General features: G+C 69.5%; 21 protein-coding genes and 1 pseudogene. 11 read left to right on the top strand and 11 right to left on the bottom strand.

Annotated elements, in window-relative coordinates; all coding sequences use genetic code 11:
• Positions 1–39: 39 nt before the first annotated feature.
• Positions 40–1,062, bottom strand: a complete 1,023-nt coding sequence (locus tag ACIBJB_RS12855) for a zinc-dependent alcohol dehydrogenase family protein (RefSeq protein ID WP_398929591.1) — start codon at positions 1,060–1,062, stop codon at positions 40–42.
• Between the two features lie 92 nt (positions 1,063–1,154).
• Positions 1,155–2,393: an MFS transporter gene (locus tag ACIBJB_RS12850; RefSeq protein WP_398929589.1), complete on the bottom strand. Its 1,239-nt coding sequence runs from the start codon at positions 2,391–2,393 to the stop codon at positions 1,155–1,157.
• A gap of 137 nt (positions 2,394–2,530) precedes the next feature.
• Here ACIBJB_RS12850 and ACIBJB_RS12845 point away from each other — a divergent pair, with 137 nt between their 5' ends.
• From ACIBJB_RS12845 to ACIBJB_RS12815, 7 genes are all read left to right on the top strand, one after another.
• Positions 2,531–3,427: a helix-turn-helix transcriptional regulator gene (locus ACIBJB_RS12845; protein ID WP_398929586.1), complete on the top strand. Its 897-nt coding sequence runs from the start codon at positions 2,531–2,533 to the stop codon at positions 3,425–3,427.
• A gap of 92 nt (positions 3,428–3,519) precedes the next feature.
• Positions 3,520–4,578, top strand: a complete 1,059-nt coding sequence (locus ACIBJB_RS12840; RefSeq protein ID WP_398929585.1) for a YihY/virulence factor BrkB family protein — start codon at positions 3,520–3,522, stop codon at positions 4,576–4,578.
• A gap of 96 nt (positions 4,579–4,674) precedes the next feature.
• On the top strand, positions 4,675–5,058 hold the full coding sequence (locus ACIBJB_RS12835; RefSeq protein ID WP_398929583.1) for a hypothetical protein: 384 nt from the start codon (positions 4,675–4,677) through the stop codon (positions 5,056–5,058).
• A gap of 105 nt (positions 5,059–5,163) precedes the next feature.
• On the top strand, positions 5,164–5,583 hold the full coding sequence (locus ACIBJB_RS12830) for a phage holin family protein (RefSeq protein ID WP_398929581.1): 420 nt from the start codon (positions 5,164–5,166) through the stop codon (positions 5,581–5,583).
• The gene (locus tag ACIBJB_RS12825; RefSeq protein ID WP_398929579.1) at positions 5,580–6,050 is read left to right on the top strand and encodes a DUF3618 domain-containing protein; all 471 of its coding nucleotides are present in this window, start codon (positions 5,580–5,582) and stop codon (positions 6,048–6,050) included. The genes ACIBJB_RS12830 and ACIBJB_RS12825 overlap by 4 nt, the downstream gene beginning before the upstream one ends.
• The gene (locus ACIBJB_RS12820; protein WP_398929576.1) at positions 6,047–6,313 is read left to right on the top strand and encodes a DUF4235 domain-containing protein; all 267 of its coding nucleotides are present in this window, start codon (positions 6,047–6,049) and stop codon (positions 6,311–6,313) included. Before ACIBJB_RS12825 ends, ACIBJB_RS12820 begins: the two co-directional genes overlap by 4 nt.
• 115 nt (positions 6,314–6,428) lie before the next feature.
• A complete protein-coding gene (locus ACIBJB_RS12815) occupies positions 6,429–6,806 on the top strand; it encodes a hypothetical protein (RefSeq protein ID WP_398929574.1) in 378 nt (125 codons plus the stop codon).
• A gap of 22 nt (positions 6,807–6,828) precedes the next feature.
• Here ACIBJB_RS12815 and ACIBJB_RS12810 read toward each other — a convergent pair whose 3' ends face one another.
• The 6 genes from ACIBJB_RS12810 to ACIBJB_RS12785 form a co-directional block, all read right to left on the bottom strand.
• Entirely contained in the window at positions 6,829–7,224 is a 396-nt protein-coding gene (locus ACIBJB_RS12810) for a DUF2267 domain-containing protein (protein ID WP_398929572.1), read from the bottom strand.
• A gap of 301 nt (positions 7,225–7,525) precedes the next feature.
• Positions 7,526–9,145 (bottom strand): chaperonin GroEL, encoded by a 1,620-nt coding sequence (gene groL, locus ACIBJB_RS12805; RefSeq protein WP_398929570.1) that lies wholly within the window; start codon positions 9,143–9,145, stop codon positions 7,526–7,528.
• Positions 9,146–9,354: 209 nt separating this feature from the next.
• Positions 9,355–9,894, bottom strand: a complete 540-nt coding sequence (gene grpE / locus ACIBJB_RS12800) for a nucleotide exchange factor GrpE (protein WP_398929568.1) — start codon at positions 9,892–9,894, stop codon at positions 9,355–9,357.
• A 2-nt stretch (positions 9,895–9,896) separates the two neighbouring features.
• The gene (gene dnaK / locus ACIBJB_RS12795; RefSeq protein WP_398929566.1) at positions 9,897–11,768 is read right to left on the bottom strand and encodes a molecular chaperone DnaK; all 1,872 of its coding nucleotides are present in this window, start codon (positions 11,766–11,768) and stop codon (positions 9,897–9,899) included.
• Between the two features lie 49 nt (positions 11,769–11,817).
• Positions 11,818–12,186 (bottom strand): J domain-containing protein, encoded by a 369-nt coding sequence (locus ACIBJB_RS12790; protein WP_398929564.1) that lies wholly within the window; start codon positions 12,184–12,186, stop codon positions 11,818–11,820.
• A gap of 506 nt (positions 12,187–12,692) precedes the next feature.
• Positions 12,693–13,115: an Hsp20/alpha crystallin family protein gene (locus tag ACIBJB_RS12785; protein ID WP_398929562.1), complete on the bottom strand. Its 423-nt coding sequence runs from the start codon at positions 13,113–13,115 to the stop codon at positions 12,693–12,695.
• A 698-nt stretch (positions 13,116–13,813) separates the two neighbouring features.
• Here ACIBJB_RS12785 and ACIBJB_RS12780 point away from each other — a divergent pair.
• A complete protein-coding gene (locus tag ACIBJB_RS12780) occupies positions 13,814–14,320 on the top strand; it encodes a hypothetical protein (RefSeq protein ID WP_398929560.1) in 507 nt (168 codons plus the stop codon).
• A gap of 71 nt (positions 14,321–14,391) precedes the next feature.
• Here ACIBJB_RS12780 and ACIBJB_RS12775 read toward each other — a convergent pair whose 3' ends face one another.
• From ACIBJB_RS12775 to ACIBJB_RS12765, 3 genes and pseudogenes are all read right to left on the bottom strand, one after another.
• A complete protein-coding gene (locus ACIBJB_RS12775; RefSeq protein WP_398929854.1) occupies positions 14,392–15,318 on the bottom strand; it encodes an ArsR/SmtB family transcription factor in 927 nt (308 codons plus the stop codon).
• 183 nt (positions 15,319–15,501) lie between these two features.
• A pseudogene (locus tag ACIBJB_RS12770) lies at positions 15,502–15,768 on the bottom strand (DUF3291 domain-containing protein); the annotation flags it as partial.
• Between the two features lie 451 nt (positions 15,769–16,219).
• On the bottom strand, positions 16,220–16,660 hold the full coding sequence (locus tag ACIBJB_RS12765; protein ID WP_398929558.1) for a MarR family winged helix-turn-helix transcriptional regulator: 441 nt from the start codon (positions 16,658–16,660) through the stop codon (positions 16,220–16,222).
• 108 nt (positions 16,661–16,768) lie between these two features.
• On the opposite strand from ACIBJB_RS12765, the gene ACIBJB_RS12760 reads away from it, so the two are divergent.
• The 3 genes from ACIBJB_RS12760 to fmdA all read left to right on the top strand — a co-directional run bounded on the left by ACIBJB_RS12760 (position 16,769) and on the right by fmdA (position 19,556).
• Positions 16,769–17,866, top strand: coding sequence for a substrate-binding domain-containing protein (locus tag ACIBJB_RS12760; protein WP_398929556.1), 1,098 nt, complete (start codon positions 16,769–16,771; stop codon positions 17,864–17,866).
• Positions 17,867–17,968: 102 nt separating this feature from the next.
• Positions 17,969–18,250, top strand: coding sequence for a zinc ribbon domain-containing protein (locus ACIBJB_RS12755; RefSeq protein WP_398929554.1), 282 nt, complete (start codon positions 17,969–17,971; stop codon positions 18,248–18,250).
• A 58-nt stretch (positions 18,251–18,308) separates the two neighbouring features.
• Positions 18,309–19,556, top strand: a complete 1,248-nt coding sequence (fmdA, locus tag ACIBJB_RS12750) for a formamidase (protein ID WP_398929552.1) — start codon at positions 18,309–18,311, stop codon at positions 19,554–19,556.
• The last annotated feature ends 13 nt before the right edge of the window (positions 19,557–19,569 follow it).

The following is a 19,569-nucleotide window of genomic DNA, read 5'->3' as shown; positions in this document are numbered from 1 at the left end:
GCGGCGATGTGGAGCGGGCAGAGAGAGGCGAAAGTCCGGTCAGAAGGTGAGGATCACTTTGGTGGCGCGTCGCTCGTCCATCGCCTTGTAGCCCTCGGCGGCCTGCTCCAGCGGCAGGGTGAGGTCGAAGACCTTCCCGGGGTCGATGGTGCGGTCCCAGATGAGCTGGATCAGGTCCGGCAGGAACCGGCGCACCGGGGCGGGACCGCCGAGCGTGTGGATGCCGGCGAAGAACAGCTCGATGCCGGGGATCTTCACGTCGTAGTTGACGCCCACGTAGCCGAGGTGCCCGCCGCCGCGGGTGGCGCCGACGGCCTGCATGAAGGACTCCTGCGTGCCGACGGCCTCGACCACGGAGTGCGCTCCGAGGCCGCCCGTGAGCTCCTTGATCTTCGCGACGCCGTCGTCGCCGCGTTCCTCGACGATGTCGGTGGCACCGTAGTAGCGGGCCAGCTTCTGCCGCTCGGGGTGGCGGGACATCGCGATGATGCGGTCCGCGCCCAGTTGCCTGGCGGCGAGGACGGCCATCAGGCCGACCGCCCCGTCGCCGACGACCGCGACGGTCTTGCCGGGCCCGGCCTCGGCGGCGACGGCGGCGTACCAGCCGGTGCCGAGCACGTCGGAGGCGGCCAGCAGGGAGGGGATCAGTTCGGGATCGGGCTGGCCGGGGGTGGCGACGAGGGTGCCGTCGGCGTGCGGGATGCGGGCCTTCTCGGCCTGTGTGCCGATGGTCTGCGCGACGAACTCGGCGTGCACGCACTTGGACTGGAAGCCGGCCTGGCAGATCTCGCAGGTGTTGTCGGAGATGACGAACGATCCGACGACGAAGTCGCCGACCTTGACGTTCTTGACCTCGGAGCCGACATCCTCGACGACGCCGACGTACTCGTGTCCCATGACCTGGTGGTCGGCGGGCTCGATGCCGCGGTACGGCCACAGGTCGGAGCCGCAGATACAGGTCGCGGTCAGCTTCACGATCGCGTCGGTGGGCTCGATGATCTTCGGATCCTCGCGCTCCTCCACGCGGACGTCGCCGGCCGTGTACATCACTACTCCACGCATGGTGATTCTCCTTGCTCGGTTGTTCCGGCACCTGCGGCGCCGGTTCGTGTTCAGGGGGACGGCAGCACCGCGACCTCCACGGTCTGCGCGGCTCACGCCGCCGGACGCCGGCGCTGGATGAGGGCGATGGCGATCGTGGGGATCAGGGTCAGCGCGGCGATGGCGGTGCCGAAGAGGGCGGGACCGGTGGCCCCCAAGGGGGATGCGAGGGCGAGTCCGGCGATCCAGGAGCCGATGGCGGTGCCGAGGTTGAACGCCGACACGGTCAGTGCTGATCCCAGCGTGGGTGCCCGGCCTGCGAAGCGCACCCCCAGGGAGATGAGGACCGGGTTCGCGCCCAGCCCGAACAGTCCCAGCAGGGCGATCAGTGCGACCGTGGGTACGGCGTGGGCGGACAGCAGGCAGACCGCCAGCAGCAGGAACGTGGTCACCGCGGGAGCCAGGATCGTCGTCGCGTGCGGACGACGGTCCCCCAGGCGGCCTCCCACCAGGAAACCTGCCAGGGCACCGACACCGAAACCGACCAGCACCAGCGGCACGAGGCGAGCCGCCAGATGGGCCCGGTCGGTCAGCAACGGCGAGATGTACGTGTACGTCGACAGCACGCCGCCGGTCGTGGTCGTGCAGGCCGCCAGTGCCAGCCACAGACGCCCCGAGCGCAGAGCCGACAGCTCGGAGCGCACGGAGATCGCCTGGCCGCCGTCGGTGCCGGCGTCGCGCGGGACCTGGCGGGCGATGAGTGCCACGGCGGCCGCTCCCAAGACGGCCAGGGCCCAGAACGGTCCCCGCCAGCCCATGACCTGTCCGGCGAAAGCACCCAGCGGCACACCGACGACGCTGGCGAGCATGGCGCCTGCGCCCACGACCCCCAGAGCGCGGGAGCTCGCGGCGGGACCGGCGGCGCGGGCGGCCACCACGTTGGCCACCGCCCAGAACGCTCCGGTCGCCAACGCCGTCAGGAACCGCGCGGCCAGCAGCAGCGCGAAGCTGGAGCCGAGCGCGACGATGACGTGGCCGGCCGCGAAGACGCCCAGGGCGAGGATCAGCGTCAGCCGCTGGGGCAGCCGCAGCGTCAGCATCGCCATCAACGGTGCGCCGACGATCATCCCGACCGCGAAGACCGTGATCAGCAGGCCGGCCCGGGCCACACTGACCTGTACGTCACCCGCGATCTCCGGCAGCAGGCCCGTCACCACTAATTCGGTGGTGCCCATCAGGAACGTACCCAGGGCTAGCACGTACACGACGAGCGGAAGCCGGGTGGCCGGACGTTCGCGGTCACCGACGCGTACATCGGCGGGGGCGTGGAGGTTTCCTCCTCGCGTGGCCATGCTTCATCTCCGCAGGGATCGAGATCTGGGTGCGCATCCCACGAAAACCGCTCTCGTCACCCGCGCGGGAGGCTGCGTTTATCGGGGGTACAAGCTCAACCCCCCTGCCCGGGGTCGCCGGCCGTAGCGTGGAGCGCATGGAACGCCGCTTGGACAACCGCGCCGACATCCGTGACTTCCTCGCCCGTCGGCGCGCCCAGCTCACCCCCGAACAGGTCGGCCTGCCCACCAGCGGCCGGCGCCGGGTCCCCGGGCTGCGCCGCGAGGAGGTCGCCGTCCTCGCGGGGGTGAGCACCGAGTGGTACACACGGCTGGAGAAGGGCCACATCAGCGGCGTGTCCGAGGATGTCCTCGACGCGGTGGCCCGCACCCTGCAGCTGAGCGAGGACGAACGCACCTACCTGTTCGACCTGGCCAAGGCCGCCCATCCCAGCCCCGCCACCCGGCGCCGCCGCAAGCCCGTCGACGTCCCGCCCCGCGTCCAGTGGCTGCTCGACTCCATGACGCTGTCCGCGGCGTTCGTCAGCAACAGCCGCCTGGACATCGTGGCCGCCAACGCACTCGCCCGCGCCCTGTTCGCGCCGCTGTTCGACAGCCACACCACCGGCGGGCACCATCGCGCCAACTTCGCCCGGTACTACTTCCTCGACGACGCCTCCCACGACTTCGTCGACGACTGGGACCGCGCCGCCAACACCACCGTCGCACTGCTGCGCGCCGAAGCCGGCCGCTACCCGGGCGACAAGGCGCTGCGCGAACTCGTCGGCGAACTGTCCACCGTCAGTACTGAATTCCGCACCCGGTGGGCCGCCCACAACGTGCGCATCCACCACGGCGGGATCAAACGCTTCCACCACCCCGACGCGGGCCCCTTGGAACTGACCTACCAGCCGCTGGACCTGCCCATGTCAGCGCACGAGGCACACTCCTTGACCATCTACACCGCCCAGCCGGGCACCCCCGACGAAGAACGACTCACACTCCTCGCCAGCTGGACGGCCACCCCCTCGGACACCATCAAACCCTGTCCATAACCGTGGGCGCGGGCCCGCCGCAGGCCAGCACCGCTCGCGGCATATGTGGCGAATGCGTGTATAGGCGACGCTCAGCCGGATACACGGGTGGAATGGTACGGACGTTGAAACGGCATGGAAGGCACGGCGGGTACAGCGCGACCGACCAGAAGGCCGAGACCGCGCGGGCACCTGAGGCCGGGCCGAACGAGCAGGTGGAGCGGCAGGCGCCGGACACTCCGACGGATCTGCCCAAGCGTTCCTGGGGTGCGGTGCTGAAAGGCACCTTGAAGGAATTCAAGAAGGACGAGCTGACCGACCGGGCGGCGGCGCTGACCTATTACGGGATCCTGGCGCTGTTTCCGGCCTTGCTGGCGTTGATCTCGCTACTCGGAGTCGTCGGGCAGTCTGCGTCCCAGCAGGTGCTGGACAACATCCAGAAACTGGCTCCGGGCGCGGCGCGGGATGTGCTGAGCAACGCGGTGAAGCAGATGCAGGGCAACGCCGGGATCGGCTCGGTCATGGCGATCGTGGGTCTGGTGCTCGCGGTGTGGTCGGCCTCCGGCTATGTCGCCGCGTTCATCCGGTCCGCCAACGCGGTGTACGACATCCCGGAGGGCCGCCCGGTGTGGAAGGTGCTGCCCGTGCGCGTCGGTGTGACGGTGGTCCTGATGGTCCTGGCCGTGGTCAGCGCGGTGATCGTCGTGTTCACCGGCGGCCTGGCCCAGCAGATCGGTTCCGCTCTGGGGGTGGGCGACACGGCGCTGACGGTGTGGTCGATCGCGAAGTGGCCGGTGCTGGCGGTCCTCGTCACGACCATGATCGCGATCCTGTACTGGGCGACGCCGAACGCGCGGGTGCGCGGCTTCCGGTGGATCACCCCGGGCAGCTTCCTGGCACTGGTGATCTGGATGGTCGCCTCGGCCGGGTTCGCCCTGTACGTGGCGAACTTCGCCTCCTACAACAAGACCTACGGCACCTTCGCCGGAGTGATCATCTTCCTGGTCTGGCTGTGGATCACGAACCTGGCGATCCTGCTCGGCCTGGAATTCGACGCCGAAATGCACCGCCAGCGCGCCGTGACCGGCGGTCACCCGGCCCAACAGGAGCCGTACGTGGAGCCGCGGGACACCCGCAAGTGGGACGAGGAGGACCACCGCCGCCTCGACTGAGGCGCCGTCGCCCGGCGCCTCGCCTGAGGCGGCGGGCGACGGCGAAGCCGATCCATACCGGTGTGCGAGGGCTCTGGACGGGAAGCGCAGCTGATCATGGGGACGACGGCGGATCTGGACGACGGGGATCATCGGCCGGCCAAGCGGGCGATGGCGTCGGGGCCGCCCTGGGTGCGGCGGGCAGCGCCGGCGGTGCAGGAGGCGGCCGAGCACACCGAGCTGTGGTGGGCCGTAGCCGCTGCGATGGCCACCTTCGGCGGGTGGCGCGGCTGCACGGCCGCCGCCGCGGGGCCGGCGGCCATGACGACGGCGCAGATGATCCTTCCCCTCCAGGTACACCGCGGCGGCCATGGCAGCGGTGCCCACCACCCCTCCGGCGTGACCGCCGGCGGAGGATCGGTCTCGGCCGCGGCCGCCCTGGTCCGGGCCGCACCCCGTCTGCCGTGGCCACCCCGTCTGCCGTGGCGACGAATGCCCTGACGGGCGGTGATGCGCGCTGACACGGGTACCCGGACAACCCATCAGATCATGCAAGCAGAGCCGGCCGCTCGGTCACCCGGGCAGCCGCAGGGAAGGTGAGCACTCATGGCAGCAGATGGCTCCCCCCGCCCGGGCAGCCCGGCGCAGGAACCGGTGGGTGACCTGGTGCAGCGTGCCTCCCAGCAGTTGTCGCAGCTGGTCCGCGACGAAATGCGCCTGGCCCAGGCGGAGATGACCGAGAAGGGCAAGCGGTTCGGCAAGGGCGGTGGCCTGTTCGGCGGCGCCGGCCTGGTGGGTGTGCTCACCCTGCAGGCACTGGTGGCCACCGTGATCGCCGCGTTGTCGCTCGCCGTGGACGTATGGGTGGCGGCGCTGATCGTCACCGGCGTCCTGGCCGCCGTCACCGCGCTGATGGCGGCGCTCGGCAAGCAGCAGGTCAGCAAGGCGTCCCCGCCGAAACCCGAGCAGACCGTGGACAGCGTCAAGGCCGATGTGGCCGAGATCAAGGAGAGGGCAGAGCGATGACCGAGGACAAGCCGCAGCCTGGCGATGAGGCGACCCCTTCCTCCGAGGAATTGCGTGAACGGGTGGAGGCGACCCGTGAGGACCTCGGCGAGACCGTCGAGGCGCTCGCGGCCAAGGCCGACGTCAAGACCCGTGCCCGGGAGAAGACGACGGCCGTCAAGGAGCAGGTCGCCGAGAAGACCACACAGGTCAGGTCTCAGCTGAAGGACAAGGCCGCGCACGCGGCCCACACGGTGCAGGACCGGACACCGGAGCCGGTGCGCGCCAAGGCCGCCGCAGCCACGGAGCAGGTCCACGACAGGGCTGTGCACGTCGCCGAGCTGGCCCGGGACAAGACCCCGCAGCCGGTGCGGGAAAAGGCCGACCAGGGCATGCAGGCGGCGCGGGCCAACCGCGGCCCGCTGCTTGCCGCAGCCGGCGCGCTCATCGCGCTGCTGGTCATCCGACGTGCCAGGAGGTACCGATGAAAGCCTCGAAAGTCGTCTACAAGCCGGTCGGCATGGCCATGGGTGCCCTCAGCGGCATCCTGGCCGGCGCGATGTTCAAGCAGGTCTGGAAACAGCTCGGGCACGAGGAGGACGCCCCCGACGCCACCGATGAGCACCGCACCTGGCGCGAGGTGGTATCCGCGGCCGTCCTGCAGGGCGCGATCTTCGCCGGTGTGAAAGCCGCCGTCGACCGCGGTGGCGCCACCGCCACCCGCCGTCTGACCGGCGCCTGGCCCGGCTGACCGACCGTCGGCGTCCGCCGCACACCGCCAGTGCTCTCACCACCACCCCCCCCGTCGGCACGGCACGTCCGGTCACCTTCTGATTCATGTGTCGTTCGGCGCGTATCGTCCAGACATGGACACCACTGCTTCACCCCGCGTTCTCGTCATCGGACTTGATCCGTATCGGGTGCCCGGGCCGTGGGATCCCGAGCCGGCGGCCAAGGCGATCGAGGCGGGACTGACCAAGTTCGCCGAACACGGCGTGGGCGTCGAGACCTGCCTCATCGGCCTTGATGGAAGTGACGACGTGGAAGCGGTCGTCGGGAACGCGCTGCGGACCCACCCGTGGGAGTGCGTCACCGTCGGCGGTGGCCTGCGGCACTCGGACGACCAGGTCGAACTCCTCGAGCAGGTCATCAACCTGATCCGGCGGCACGCACCCGATGCGGCCATCGCGTTCAACAGCACCCCGGACACCACCTACGAGTCCGCTGCCCGCTGGATCGGGTGACCAGGGTGCTAAGCGGCTTGCATCAGTTCGGTCCCGGGTGTCCGAAGAGCAGGTCGTAGCCCGGTGGGAGCTGGAGCAGAATGCGGTTCATCAGGTCCTCCCCCGCGATGTCGGCCACGACGCTGAGTGCAGCGCTGACGTCCCATGTGGCGGTTGTCTCCGTGGCGCCTTCGATCCAGGCCGCGGTTGCCCGGATGAACCGCTCGGGCGTCAGGGGCTCGTGTGCCTGGAGCGGGTTGAGCAGGACGAATGCCATCGTTTCAGGGAGCCGGGCGGCCAGTTCGGCGCGCACCTCGCCCACCAGATGAGCGCCGAGCAGGGCCAGCACGACCCGGGAGACTCGTTCCGCCTCCTCCCGCGTGGGGTATTCACCGCGCTCTCGGACGGCGGCGATGAAGGCGTCCCAGTGCATGCGCATGGCGTCCTCCGTAACGTAACCGGCCGCCGGCGGATGCCCGCTGGTGTCAGGGGGCAGTGGCGGCGTGAAGCGAATGTCCTTGGTCAGTCCGGACGGTCTTTCCGCTGGGGGTGTGGCGGGCCCCCAACGGTTGGAGAGTGTCCCGACGAGTAGCAGGTGCCCGCCTTCGTCCGGGGTGTGGGACGGCGCGGGGGCGGGGAGGCGAGCCCCCCAGTACCGATGTGCGCCGCCGGGCGGGCGCCGGCAGTCTGCCGTTGAGGCCACCGGCGCCCGCCTCGGTCCGTCCGCAGGGCCGCGGCGATCAGAGTTCGGCGCCGGCCCCCGCGGCGGCCATCTCCTTCTCCTCGGGCTTGTCGGCGATGACCGCCTCGGTGGTGAGGAACAGGCCGGCGATGGAAGCGGCGTTCTGCAGGGCGGAGCGGGTCACCTTCGCCGGGTCGATGATGCCGGCGGCCAGCATGTCGACGTAGTCACCGGTCGCGGCGTTCAGGCCGTGGCCGACGGGCAGGGTGCGCACCTTCTCCGCCACCACGCCGCCTTCGAGCCCGGCGTTGTGGGCGATCTGCTTCAGCGGGGCGCTCAGGGCGCGCCGCACCATCTCCACACCGGTCCACTCCTCCTCGTCCACCTCCAGCTTCTCGAACGCCGTCTCCGACGCGTGCAGCAGGGCCACCCCGCCACCGGCGACGATGCCCTCCTCGACGGCCGCCTTGGCGTTGCGCACGGCGTCCTCGATGCGGTGCTTGCGCTCCTTCAGTTCCACCTCGGTGGCTGCACCGGCCTTGATCACGGCCACCCCGCCGGCGAGCTTGGCCAGGCGCTCCTGCAGCTTCTCGCGGTCGTAGTCGGAGTCCGAGCGGTCGATCTCGGCGCGGATCTGCTTCACCCGTCCCTCGATCGCGGCGGCGTCCCCGGCGCCCTCCACGATGGTGGTGTCGTCCTTGGTGACGACCACCTTGCGGGCGCGGCCCAGTACGTCCAGGCCGGCGTGCTCCAGCTTCAGGCCGACCTCGTCGGAGACGACGGTGGCGCCGGTGAGGACCGCCATGTCGCCGAGCATGGCCTTGCGTCGGTCGCCGAAGCCCGGGGCCTTGACGGCAACCGACTTGAAGGTGCCGCGGATCTTGTTGACGACCAGGGTCGCCAGCGCCTCGCCCTCGACGTCCTCGGCGACGATCAGCAAGGGTCGGCTCTCCCGCATCACCTGCTCCAGCAGGGGCAGCAGGTCCTTCACCGCAGAGACCTTGGAGCCGACCAGCAGGATGTACGGGTCCTCCAGGACCGCCTCCATACGCTCGGTGTCGGTGACGAAGTAGGGCGAGATGTAGCCCTTGTCCCAGCGCATGCCCTCGGTGAGTTCCAGCTCCAGGCCGAAGGTGTTCGACTCCTCGACGGTGATGACGCCTTCCTTGCCGACCCTGTCCATGGCCTCGGCGATCAGCTCACCGATCATCCGGTCGCCGCCCGCCGACACGGCCGCGGTGTTGGCGATCTCCTCCTGGGTCTCCAGCTCCTTGGCCTCTTCCAGCACGGCCGCGGAGACCGCCTCGACGGCCTTGTCGATACCGCGCTTGAGGGCCATGGGATTGGCACCGGCCGCGATGTTGCGCAGGCCTTCCCTGACCAGGGCCTGGGCGAGCACGGTCGCGGTGGTCGTACCGTCACCGGCGACGTCGTCCGTCTTCTTGGCGACTTCCTTGACCAGCTCCGCGCCGATCTTCTCGTACGGGTCCTCCAGTTCGATCTCCTTGGCGATGGACACACCATCGTTGGTGATCGTGGGAGCGCCCCACTTCTTGTCCAGAACCACGTTGCGGCCCTTGGGACCGAGCGTCACCTTGACGGCGTCCGCGAGCTGATTCATGCCGCGCTCCAGCGCGCGGCGCGCCTCCTCCTCGTACGTGATGATCTTCGCAGTCATCGGTACGGTCTCCTCCGCATCGCATCTCTGAGCCGATGACGGTGGACCGGGGTGACGCCCGCGACGTTCACCCGCGCGGCCAGGGGATTCACCCACCGGCGCGCGAGTACGCCACCCGACCCAGCCGTTGGCACTCTCGATGGGAGAGTGCCAATTCTTCTTTAGCACCCAGGCCTGCCCGCGGACAAGCGGCCGCCGGGGGGTCCCGGTCAGCTGCGCCCGGTCAGCGAAGGGCCATGCACATCCGGTGGCGGGCCGGGGGGCCGGAAACTGTCGAGTGGGTTCCTCGCCGGTGGGGCCGGGCCGGTGACCTCCACGGTGGCCGGGCGCAGCAGACAATCACGGAGGCGGTAGCCGGGACGCAGGACCGCCGAGCAGACCAGCCCGTCCTGGCCGGGGAAGACGTGGTGGGCCAGGGCGTCGTGACAGGCGGGATCGAACGGATCACCCACCTCGCCGAACGACCGGACGCCCAGCGAACCGAGCTGGTCCCGCAAGCTGTCGGCGATGTCCTTCAGACCGGGCGTGAGCGGCTCGTGCGCACACGCCCGGTCCACGGCGTCCAGCACGGGCATCAGTGCCCGGAGCACGTTGGCCACCGCGATCTCGCGGACGGCCAAGCGGTCCCGCCGGATCCGCTTGCGGTAGTTGTCGTACTCGGCCTTCACCCGATGCAGGTCGGCGGTCCGCTCCTCCACCAGGCGCCGCAGCTGTTCCAGCTCGGTGCTCTGCGGCCCACTCCCGGTCATCGTCAGCCAGCCTCCGCCTTGTCCTCGTCGACGATTTCGGCGTCCACCACCTCATCCTCGGACAAGCCGCCGGACGTGTCGCCCGCGGACGCCCCGGCCGCACCCGCCGGCTGCTCGGCCCGCGCCTTCTCGTACAGAGCCGTGCCGATCCTCTGCGCTGCCTGCGCCGTACGGTCGATCGCCTGCCGGATCGCCGCCGTGTCCGCGCTCTCCTCCTTCAGCTTCTCCTTCAGGTCGGCCAGCGCCGCCTCCGTCTCGCTCTTCGCCTCCGCCGGGATCTGCTCGGCGTTGTCCTTGAGGAGCTTCTCGGTGGAGTACACGAGCTGCTCCCCCTGGTTGCGGGTCTCGGCCGCCTCCCGGCGCCGGCGGTCCTCCTCGGCGTGCTGCTCGGCCTCACGGACCATGCGGTCGATGTCGTCCTTGGGCAGCGCGGAGCCGCCGGTGACGGTCATCTTCTGTTCCTTGCCGGTGCCGAGGTCCTTGGCCGAGACGTGCATGATGCCGTTGGCGTCGATGTCGAAGGTCACCTCGATCTGCGGCACCCCGCGCGGAGCCGGTGCGATGCCGGTCAGCTCGAACATGCCGAGCTTCTTGTTGTAGGCCGCGATCTCCCGTTCGCCCTGGTAGACCTGGATCGTCACCGACGGCTGGTTGTCGTCGGCGGTGGTGAAGATCTCCGAACGGCGGGTGGGGATCGTGGTGTTGCGCTCGATGAGCTTGGTCATGATGCCGCCCTTGGTCTCGATGCCGAGGGACAGCGGTGTGACGTCGAGCAGCAGGACGTCCTTGACCTCGCCCTTGAGGACACCGGCCTGCAGCGAGGCACCGACGGCCACCACCTCGTCCGGGTTGACGCCCTTGTGCGGGTCCTTGCCGGTCAGCTCCTTCACCAGCCCGGTCACCGCAGGCATGCGGGTCGAGCCGCCCACCAGGACCACGTGGTCGATGTCGGAGACCTTGATCCCGGCGTCCTTGATCGCGTTGTGGAACGGCGCCTTGCACCGCTCCAGCAGATCGGATGTCAGCTGCTCGAACTGGGCCCGGGTCAGCTTCTCGTCCAGATGCAGCGGCCCCTCGGCGGACGCCGTGATGTACGGCAGGTTGATCGTGGTCTCCGACGAGGAGGACAGCTCGATCTTGGCCTTCTCCGCCGCCTCCCGCAGCCGCTGGAGCGCCATCTTGTCCTTCGACAGGTCGACGCCGTAGTGGTTCTTGACCTGCTTGACCAGGTGGTCCACGATCCGCTGGTCCCAGTCGTCACCGCCCAGGTGCGTGTCGCCGTTGGTGGCCTTCACCTCGATGACGCCCTCGCCCATCTCCAAGAGCGACACGTCGAAGGTGCCGCCGCCCAGGTCGAAGACGAGGACCGTCTGGTCGTTCTCCTTGTCCAGCCCGTAGGCCAGCGCGGCCGCCGTCGGCTCGTTGATGATCCGCAGGACGTTCAGGCCCGCGATCTCACCGGCCTCCTTCGTCGCCTGCCGCTGGGCGTCGTCGAAGTACGCGGGTACGGTGATCACCGCGTCCGTGACGTCCTCGCCGAGGTACGCCTCCGCGTCCCGCTTCAGCTTCTGCAGCACGCGCGCGGAGATCTCCTGTGCCGTGTACCGCTTGCCGTCGATGCTGCCGTGCTCCGGGAATCGCCAACTGTGGTCGCCCACATGCCGCTTCACGGAGCGCGCGGTGCGCTCCACGTTCGTGACGGCCTGCCGCTTCGCGACCTCGCCGACCAGCACCTCGCCGTTCTTGGCGAAAGCCACCACCGACGGGGTGGTCCGAGCGCCTTCCGTGTTCGTGATGACCGTGGGCTCGCCGCCCTCGAGGACCGAGACGACCGAGTTCGTCGTTCCCAGGTCGATACCGACCGAGCGCGCCATCTGGTTCTCCCTCCTCAGCCATGCTCTGCTTCACGTTTCTGGTCGGGCCTCATCGAAATGTCCGCTGCCACCGGACGGGACCGGCCCGCAGCGGCGGCTCGGGACGGGCGCCCCCGAGCACCGCGAGGTAGCCAGGCGCCAGCCTGACCGTCGGCGTAATGACGGGCCCGCGGTCGTCTGTCCGCTCGGCCGTCCGCTGGTACGTCTGGTCGTAGGCCGCGCGCAGGACCGGATCGCGGAGCGTCTCGTACGCTGCCCGCACCTCGCCGAACCGCTCGGCGGTAGCCGCGTCCACGCGGGTGTCGGGGCGCAGTTCCCGCACCCGGGCGCGGAAGGCCGAGGTGATCACCTCGGCCGTCGCCGAAGGCTCCACTCCCAGCACCACATACAGGTCCGCGCCCTCGCCGCGCGCCTGCATCTCACCACCTCCTCCCCTGCTGCGAGCTGCGACTTCGCGCTCGAATGCCTCTACCAATGAGATAAAACTTGAGTCGCCTATTGTCAAGATTGGCTCGGGCAGATGCAGGGGTTCGGAGAGGCATTCGGGGGTCCCGGAGCCCGCCTGGCAGGCGACTTCGGCCGGCATGGGCGTCGCATCCGCGAACTGTGTGAGCTGCGGCATTGCGGGTGGGAGCGGTTGGCCCACACGATGAGGCGGACTGCAGGCGTCAAGGAAAGCAGCTTGTCATGGGTGATCATGTGCATGTGAGACTCAGTCAGGGGCTGAGCGTGTCCGAAGAAGGGGAACTGGTCGAGTACTCGCGGTGCCGGTGCGGTGCCACGTTCACCAAGGTGTTCGACGCCGACGGCGGGGAGCCGGAGTAACCCGACCGGGCCGCATCCTGTTCCCAAGCGCCGCACCAGGCCTCGGACAGAGCGAGGCCCCGGCTTGGGCGCCGGGGCCTGAGGCGACGGGTCGCGGGCTCAGCTGCCGAGTTCCTTGCGGTCACCGCCGCCGCTGATCGCGATCTTGCGAGGCTTGGCCTGCTCGGCGACCGGGATCTGCAGCTTGAGAACGCCTGCCTCGTAGGCGGCTTCGATGCGCTCGGTGTCGAGCGTCTCCCCGAGGAACAGCTGCCGGCTGAACGTCCCCGCAGGCCGCTCAGTGATCACCGTGTCGGTGCCCTCGCCGTACGTCGGCTTGCGTTCGGCCTTGACGGTCAGGACGTTGCGCTCGACATCGAGGTCGATGGAATCCGGGTTCACGCCCGGCAGATCCAGCTCGACGAAGAACGTGTCGTTCTCACGCCAGGCATCCATCGGCATACCGGCCGGGTGCGCGGCCGTGCCCCAGACCCGCTCGACAAGCTGGTCAAGTTCGCGGAAGGGATCCGTACGCATCAGCATGTTCATCCCTCCTGTCATCGTCTCCAGGTCCTTCGCTGCACCTATGCTATACCGCCCCACCGGAAAGTTGACAGCCATCGGCTCAACTTTTTGCGGGGCGGTCGGCCGACGATCGACACTACGACGACCGATCGTCGGGCTCGCCAGGGATGAAGGTTCTGTGAGCTGTGACCAGTCCGGCCACGATGCCGAGTGCACCGGTGCCCGCACAGGCCTGAAGATTGAGTCGACTAGCGTCAACTTAATCCAGTCCTAGATTGTCAAACTTTTGCGATCGACTATATAGATATGCGGTTCCTGCAGAGCCACACCTACCAGCAGCTCACGCCGTGACGACCGTCGCTCGGCACAGCTACGAAAGGAGGCTCACTCGCGGGCGCCCTGCTGTGGCTGCTCTTCCCTCTCTGCGCCGGCACCGCCGCCAGTGTCTGGGCCTGGTGGACCGGACGCCGCCATCCCGGCCCGCCCGGTCACCACACCTGGGAGGACCTCGACCGCTATCAGCGGCTGCGAACCGTGCTGAGTACCCCGACAGCGAGCCGGAACCTGAACACACCGTCCTCGGCGACCTCGTATCCGCCGCCTTGATTGCGTGTCCGTCGAATGGTTCGTCCGCACGGTGCCAACCGCCCCACCATGGGGCGCGGGCGGACGGCCGTTCGCTTCGCGGAGCGGGACCAGGACACGGAGGACAGTACATGCACTTACGTCTGACACATCTGATGCCCAGAAAGCTGGCGGGACTCGTCGCAGGGGCGGGTCTGGTGCTCACCATGCTGCTGGGTGCAGCACCGGCGCAGGCGGCCGACTCGGCTCCCCGGGCGGTCGGTTCCACCGCGCAGCAGGTGGGCGCGCACGCGGAAGCTGGTGTGCTGGCGAACTCACCGGGAATCTCGCCGGCCGCCGAACGCATTCGGTACGTCGACGGCGACACTTACGACTGCTCCTACGGACGGCTGTGCGCCCGCGTGTGGGATCCGACCGTCGGCAGGTACAAGGTGTTCGACCTGTATGCCTGCCGCACCTACTCGCTGTCCTATTGGGGCGGGGGCGGCGACGGCGGTGGCTTCTACAACAACCAGACCACTGGCACAGTGGCCCGGTTCTACAACCAGAGCGGCGGAGTCGTCCACAGCTCGACCGCGTACAGCGTGGCCCCCGCGTCGTGGACCTGGGACCCGATCTGGAAGATCAAGAACTGCTGATCCACGTACCGCGCCACACTGCGCCCGCCGCACGGCCGTCCGCCGGCCCGAGGCGGGCGCTCCCGCGCCCCTCACACGCCCGCGTTCCCGTTCAGCAATGCTTCTCCCAGCCCCGTGCGCCGGTGCAGCATCCGCTGCCCGTCCCGGAACGAGCCGATCAGCCCCGCCTCCCGCAGCACGGTGGCGTGGCGGCTGGCATTGGCCGGTGAGAGGTGCAGGGCGGCAGCGATGCCGCTGGTGGACATCGGACGGCCGAGCAGCTCCAGCACGCGAGCCCGGGTAGGGCCCAGCAATCGGTGCAGGCCTGGTGGGCCGCCGGGCTCGGCCACCGTGAGGCAGCCCGGCGCGAGCGGAAGCGGATACACCAGTACCGGAGAGAGTTCGCGGGCGGTGAGGGCGACGGGCTGCCGGACGCAGAAGAAGGACGGGATCAGGGTCAGCGGGCGGCCGTTCAGCTCCAGGCCCCGGTCGAAGGGGTAGCCGCATTCGAGCCGGCCGTCCCGCCAGGACAGCACATCCGGCTGGTAGCTGCCCAGCAGCCCTTCCGCCCCCGCCGCCAGCGCCGCGTCGGCGCGTCTGACCAGGTCCGCGCCGACGGCCCGGTCGATGACCGTCCTGTACGGCGCCACAGCCACCGCGTGATAGGCGCGCACCGCCCTCCCCAACCGGTGCAGTGCCTCGCTTCCGCCCTCCGCGAGCCGTCGGGCGCCCGAGGGCATCGGCCGGTTCGGGTAGAGGCGGGCGAGTTCGTACCGTAGGCGTCTGCGGGGGGTGGAGAGCACCGCGTCCAGTCCGGCGTCCGGGTCGGAGTTGCCGAGGCCGGGGGTGAGGAAGTCCGGGAAGTAGGCGGCGCACGGGTTGACCTCGATCAGCGCCCGGGTCGTCCGGATCAGCCCCGCTCGCGCGAGATCCTCGCGCACCTGCCTGCGCCAGGGGTCGAAGACCAAAGCAGCGTGCCGGTTCTGGAGCAGGTGGAGGCTGAGGACCACCTCCCACATGAAGTCGCTGCCCGCCGCCACCCGCAGCCGACTGAGGTCGTCCGTGCCGAAGCCGATACGCAGCATGTCCCCACGCTCCCCGTGATACGTCCGCCCCCAGGACGTGCCGTTGGGGCAGACGGGCAGGCGCGGGCGGACGGTTGCGGAGGCGGCAGGAGTTGTCCGAATAGCTGCGGCATCAAGTCTGGTCGGAGTTCCGTCCGGGGCGAACGAGTGGTGGAAGGTGAAGGCGTGCGGCGCGGAGCCGTGGTCGTGGAGGTCTTCCAGCCTGGAAACCCCGTCCTGCCAGGTGGGGATCACGCCGTCGGAGACCCACCAGAACAGGGCGGTGGTTTCCACCGTACGACCTTTGCCGTATCAGGTCGGTACGGCGAACTCTCCCCATGCACCCCAGTCCGCGTCGAAGAGCATGTCCCGGTCACCGTCCGCCGCTTCAGCACGCGCGAGGTATAAGTTGCGTTTTCCTTGTGCAAGTGGCCTCTTGCACCGGTCATTTGCGGGGCTGGGGCGGTGACGGGCGGGGCACGCGCAGGTCGTGCTGCACATCGCGCGTGGACGCTCCAACGCATGCATCGCCCCGGAGACGGGGCTGCGTTCGGACACCGTGCCCCGCCGGCGCGGCCGTTCCGCCCAGCGGGCCTGCCCGGCTCAAAGACCGTCAGCGTTGCGGCGGTCCCGCCTCGTCACACCGCTGGCCTGCCGACTGCCTGCCGAGAGTGAAGCACCGCACTCACGCTGGTCGTGCCCGGACCTGGCCCGCGAGGTCACCCGGCGGCCCCGGCTTCCAGCTGAAGGCCCCTGGGTGCTGGACATGTACGCCCCACCTGGCAGGGCGAACAGCTCGGTTATGACGGGTACGTGATCAGCGAGGCCGAGAAGACCTCCGGCGCGGCGCCACCGTTCAGCCGAGGCGTCGGGAGGCCCGCTGGAGCAGTGCCCTCAGCAGGGCCGTCTCCTCCGCACCGAGAGCGGACACGATGCTCTCCTGCTCCTGGTCGACCGCCGCCGTCCAGCGGGTCAGTGCCTCCTTGCCCCGCTCGGACGCGAAGACCAGCACGCGCCGCCGGTCCTGGTCGTCGACCCGGCGCAGGACGAGGTTCAGGGAGACCATGCGGTCGACGACCTTGGTCAGGGTGGGCGCGGACAGCAGCGCGAACTCGGCGATCTCGGTCATGGCACGACCCTCGCCGTCGCCCAGGAACGACAGCACCCGCCACTCCTCGAGCGTGCCGCCCTCGGCCTTCAGCGCTTCACCGAGCCGTAGGACGACGCTGCGCTCGACGAGTGTGAGCGCACGTGCGAGGTCGAGATCGGCTACGGCCGCCGGGGTGGTCGTGGTCATCGCCCTGCCAGAGTCGTCGTGATCTACGGGTGGAGTGATTCCACGATACAGTCTTTCCTTATCGCTGTGAAATATTCCCGTAGCAAGCAATGGCTAGGGTGAGCGCCTATGATCGAGAAGGCGTCTGTCCGGATCGGCGCCCCGGCGAGCCGGGCCCGTGACGCACTGGATGTCGCCCTGGTGATACCGCTCCAGGGCCCGGCCGGCATCTTCGGCCCCTCCTGCGAATGCTGCGCCCAACTCGCTGCCGAGGAGGTCAACGCCGAGTCGGGCGTGCTGGGCCGCGAGGTGCGCCTGGTGCTCGTCGACGGCGGCGCGCCGCCCGAGCAGGTGGCCATGGAGGTCGACGCACTGATCTCCGGAGGCGTCGTCGACGCGGTGGCCGGCTGGCACATCTCCGCCGTCCGCGAGGTCGTCGCCCCGCGCATCGACGGCCGGGTGCCGTACGTCTACACGGCGCTGTACGAGGGCGGCGAGCGCTCCCCGGGCGTGTTCCTCACCGGTGAGACTCCGAACCGTCAACTGCGGCCCGCGCTGCGGTGGTTCGCGAGCGAACTGGACATCCGCCGTTGGACGATCGTCGGCGACGACTACGTCTGGCCCCGCTCGTCGGCCCGCGCCGCCCACCGCTATCTGCGCGAACTGGGCGGCGAGGTCTGCGACGAGATGTATGTGCCGCTGGGCACCCAGGACTTCGGGCCCGTCCTCGCGCGCGTCGCGGCAAGCGGCTGCGAGGCCGTGCTGATGCTGCTGATCGGGCAGGACGCCGTCCTCTTCAACCGCGCGTTCACCGCGGCCGGGCTGGACCGCGACCTCGTCCGGTTCAGTTCCCTCATCGAGGAGAACGTCCTGCTGGCCACCGGACCGGAGAACACCCGGGGCCTGATGACCTCGGCCGGCTACTTCGAGGACCTGCCGACCGCGTCCGGGCTCGACTTCGCCGCCGCCTACTTCCGCCGGTTCGGCCCCGGCGCACCGGTGCTCAACAGCCTCGGCGAGTCGTGCTACGAGGGCGTGCGCATGCTCACCGAACTGCTGCGCCGGGCCGGCGACACGGATGTCCGGCGCATCCAGGCGACCGCCGAGGGGCTGGAGTACGAGAGCCCCCGCGGCACGGTCCAGATCCGTGACCGCCACCTCGAGCAGCGGGTTTTCCTCGCGGCGGCCGACGGGCTGCAGTGGGATGTGCTGCAGCAACTTCCCTGACCCGCGGGGAGTTCTTTTTTACCTGTGCGTAACACTCGACCCTTGTCCAATTGCTTCGGCTAGAAATACTTTTTTCTCGAAGCTTTTGGAGGTTGATAGCCCATGGCCACCTATCAGTACCGCTGTGCGGGCTGCGGCCCCTTCGACGTGATCCGGCCGATGGGCCGGGCTCTCGCCGAGGAGCCGTGCGGAAGCTGCGCAGGCCCGGCCCGCCGGGTCTTCACCGCCCCGATGCTCGCCCGCACCTCCGCTCCCCTGGCCCGTGCCCTGCACGCCCAGGAGGCCAGCGCACATGAGCCGCGGGTCGTCACCGGCGTACCCCCGGCCCGCCGTCGGCCGACCCCGCCGGCCGACCCCCGGCAGGCCGGGCTCCCCAAGCGCTGATCCCCACCCGCACCGCGAAGTACCCGATCACGGAAGTACCGGATTACGGAGGCAGTCCATGCCCGAAGTCGTCTTCAGTGTCGACCAGGCCCTGTCCATGCGTGACCAGAAAGTGCCGGGCCACAACCGCTGGCACCCCGACATCCCGCCCGCCGTCACCGTGCGGCCCGGCTCGGAGTTCCGTATCGAGTGCCGGGACTGGACCGACAACCAGATCGGCAACAACGACTCCGCCAACGACGTCCGCGACGTCGACCTCACCCACGCGCACATGCTCAGTGGCCCCATCGCCGTAGAGGGCGCCGAACCCGGTGACCTGCTCGTCGTGGACATCCTCGACCTGGGCCCCGTGCCGCAGGCGGAGGGCGAGGGCTCGGGTCAGGGCTGGGGCTACACCGGCGTCTTCGCCAAGGACAACGGCGGCGGCTTCCTCACCGACCACTTCCCCGACTCGTACAAGGCCGTCTGGGACTTCCACGGCCAGCAGGCCACTTCCCGGCACATTCCCGGCGTCCGCTACACCGGGATCACCCATCCCGGCCTCTTCGGTACCGCCCCCTCGGCCGAGCTGCTGGCCCGCTGGAACGCCCGCGAGCAGGCCCTCATCGACACTGACCCGCACCGGGTGCCGGCCCTCGCCCTGCCCCCGCTCGCCGACAACGCGCTGGCCGGCACGGCGACCGGCGAGACCGCCTCCCTCATCGCCGCCGAAGGCGCCCGCACGGTCCCGGCCCGCGAGAACGGCGGCAACCACGACATCAAGAACTTCACCCGCGGCTCCCGGGTCTTCTACCCCGTCCTCGTCCCCGGTGCCCTGCTCTCCGGCGGCGACCTGCACTTCAGCCAGGGCGACGGCGAGATCACCTTCTGCGGCGCCATCGAGATGGGCGGCTTCATCGATCTGCATGTCGACCTCATCAAGGGCGGCATGGAGAAGTACGGCGTCACGACCAATCCGATCTTCATGCCCGGCAACGTCGCCCCGCAGTACACCGAGTTCATCTCGTTCGTCGGAATCTCCGTCGACCACGCCAGCGACACCAACCACTACCTCGACGCGACCATGGCCTACCGCAACGCCTGCCTCAACGCCGTCGAGTACCTGAAGACCTTCGGCTACAGCGGCGAACAGGCCTACCTGCTGCTCGGCTCCGCCCCGATCGAGGGCCGCCTCAGCGGCGTCGTGGACATCCCGAACGCGTGCAGCACCCTCTACCTCCCTACGGCGATCTTCGACTTCGACATCCGGCCGACCGCCGAGGGCCCGCGAAAAGCCGACCGCGGCCAGTGCGCCGTCACCTCCTGAGAGCCCGTACGTT

The sequence above is a fragment of the Streptomyces sp. NPDC050759 genome, from assembly GCF_044456945.1.
Lineage (GTDB): Bacteria > Actinomycetota > Actinomycetes > Streptomycetales > Streptomycetaceae > Streptomyces.
The sequence above is the reverse complement of the archived record's forward strand: the minus strand, read 5'-3'. Positions and strand labels throughout refer to the sequence as shown.

What these genes read in the sequence shown, in the direction of transcription:
- ACIBJB_RS12855 (WP_398929591.1), bottom strand. Translation starts at nt 1,062, where the DNA reads ATGCGTGGAGTAGTGATGTACACGGCCGGCGACGTCCGCGTGGAGGAG.
- ACIBJB_RS12850 (WP_398929589.1), bottom strand. Translation starts at nt 2,393, where the DNA reads ATGGCCACGCGAGGAGGAAACCTCCACGCCCCCGCCGATGTACGCGTC.
- ACIBJB_RS12845 (WP_398929586.1), top strand. Translation starts at nt 2,531, where the DNA reads ATGGAACGCCGCTTGGACAACCGCGCCGACATCCGTGACTTCCTCGCC.
- ACIBJB_RS12840 (WP_398929585.1), top strand. Translation starts at nt 3,520, where the DNA reads ATGGTACGGACGTTGAAACGGCATGGAAGGCACGGCGGGTACAGCGCG.
- ACIBJB_RS12835 (WP_398929583.1), top strand. Translation starts at nt 4,675, where the DNA reads ATGGGGACGACGGCGGATCTGGACGACGGGGATCATCGGCCGGCCAAG.
- ACIBJB_RS12830 (WP_398929581.1), top strand. Translation starts at nt 5,164, where the DNA reads ATGGCAGCAGATGGCTCCCCCCGCCCGGGCAGCCCGGCGCAGGAACCG.
- ACIBJB_RS12825 (WP_398929579.1), top strand. Translation starts at nt 5,580, where the DNA reads ATGACCGAGGACAAGCCGCAGCCTGGCGATGAGGCGACCCCTTCCTCC.
- ACIBJB_RS12820 (WP_398929576.1), top strand. Translation starts at nt 6,047, where the DNA reads ATGAAAGCCTCGAAAGTCGTCTACAAGCCGGTCGGCATGGCCATGGGT.
- ACIBJB_RS12815 (WP_398929574.1), top strand. Translation starts at nt 6,429, where the DNA reads ATGGACACCACTGCTTCACCCCGCGTTCTCGTCATCGGACTTGATCCG.
- ACIBJB_RS12810 (WP_398929572.1), bottom strand. Translation starts at nt 7,224, where the DNA reads ATGCGCATGCACTGGGACGCCTTCATCGCCGCCGTCCGAGAGCGCGGT.
- groL (WP_398929570.1), bottom strand. Translation starts at nt 9,145, where the DNA reads ATGACTGCGAAGATCATCACGTACGAGGAGGAGGCGCGCCGCGCGCTG.
- grpE (WP_398929568.1), bottom strand. Translation starts at nt 9,894, where the DNA reads ATGACCGGGAGTGGGCCGCAGAGCACCGAGCTGGAACAGCTGCGGCGC.
- dnaK (WP_398929566.1), bottom strand. Translation starts at nt 11,768, where the DNA reads ATGGCGCGCTCGGTCGGTATCGACCTGGGAACGACGAACTCGGTCGTC.
- ACIBJB_RS12790 (WP_398929564.1), bottom strand. Translation starts at nt 12,186, where the DNA reads ATGCAGGCGCGCGGCGAGGGCGCGGACCTGTATGTGGTGCTGGGAGTG.
- ACIBJB_RS12785 (WP_398929562.1), bottom strand. Translation starts at nt 13,115, where the DNA reads ATGCTGATGCGTACGGATCCCTTCCGCGAACTTGACCAGCTTGTCGAG.
- ACIBJB_RS12780 (WP_398929560.1), top strand. Translation starts at nt 13,814, where the DNA reads ATGCACTTACGTCTGACACATCTGATGCCCAGAAAGCTGGCGGGACTC.
- ACIBJB_RS12775 (WP_398929854.1), bottom strand. Translation starts at nt 15,318, where the DNA reads ATGTGGGAGGTGGTCCTCAGCCTCCACCTGCTCCAGAACCGGCACGCT.
- ACIBJB_RS12765 (WP_398929558.1), bottom strand. Translation starts at nt 16,660, where the DNA reads ATGACCACGACCACCCCGGCGGCCGTAGCCGATCTCGACCTCGCACGT.
- ACIBJB_RS12760 (WP_398929556.1), top strand. Translation starts at nt 16,769, where the DNA reads ATGATCGAGAAGGCGTCTGTCCGGATCGGCGCCCCGGCGAGCCGGGCC.
- ACIBJB_RS12755 (WP_398929554.1), top strand. Translation starts at nt 17,969, where the DNA reads ATGGCCACCTATCAGTACCGCTGTGCGGGCTGCGGCCCCTTCGACGTG.
- fmdA (WP_398929552.1), top strand. Translation starts at nt 18,309, where the DNA reads ATGCCCGAAGTCGTCTTCAGTGTCGACCAGGCCCTGTCCATGCGTGAC.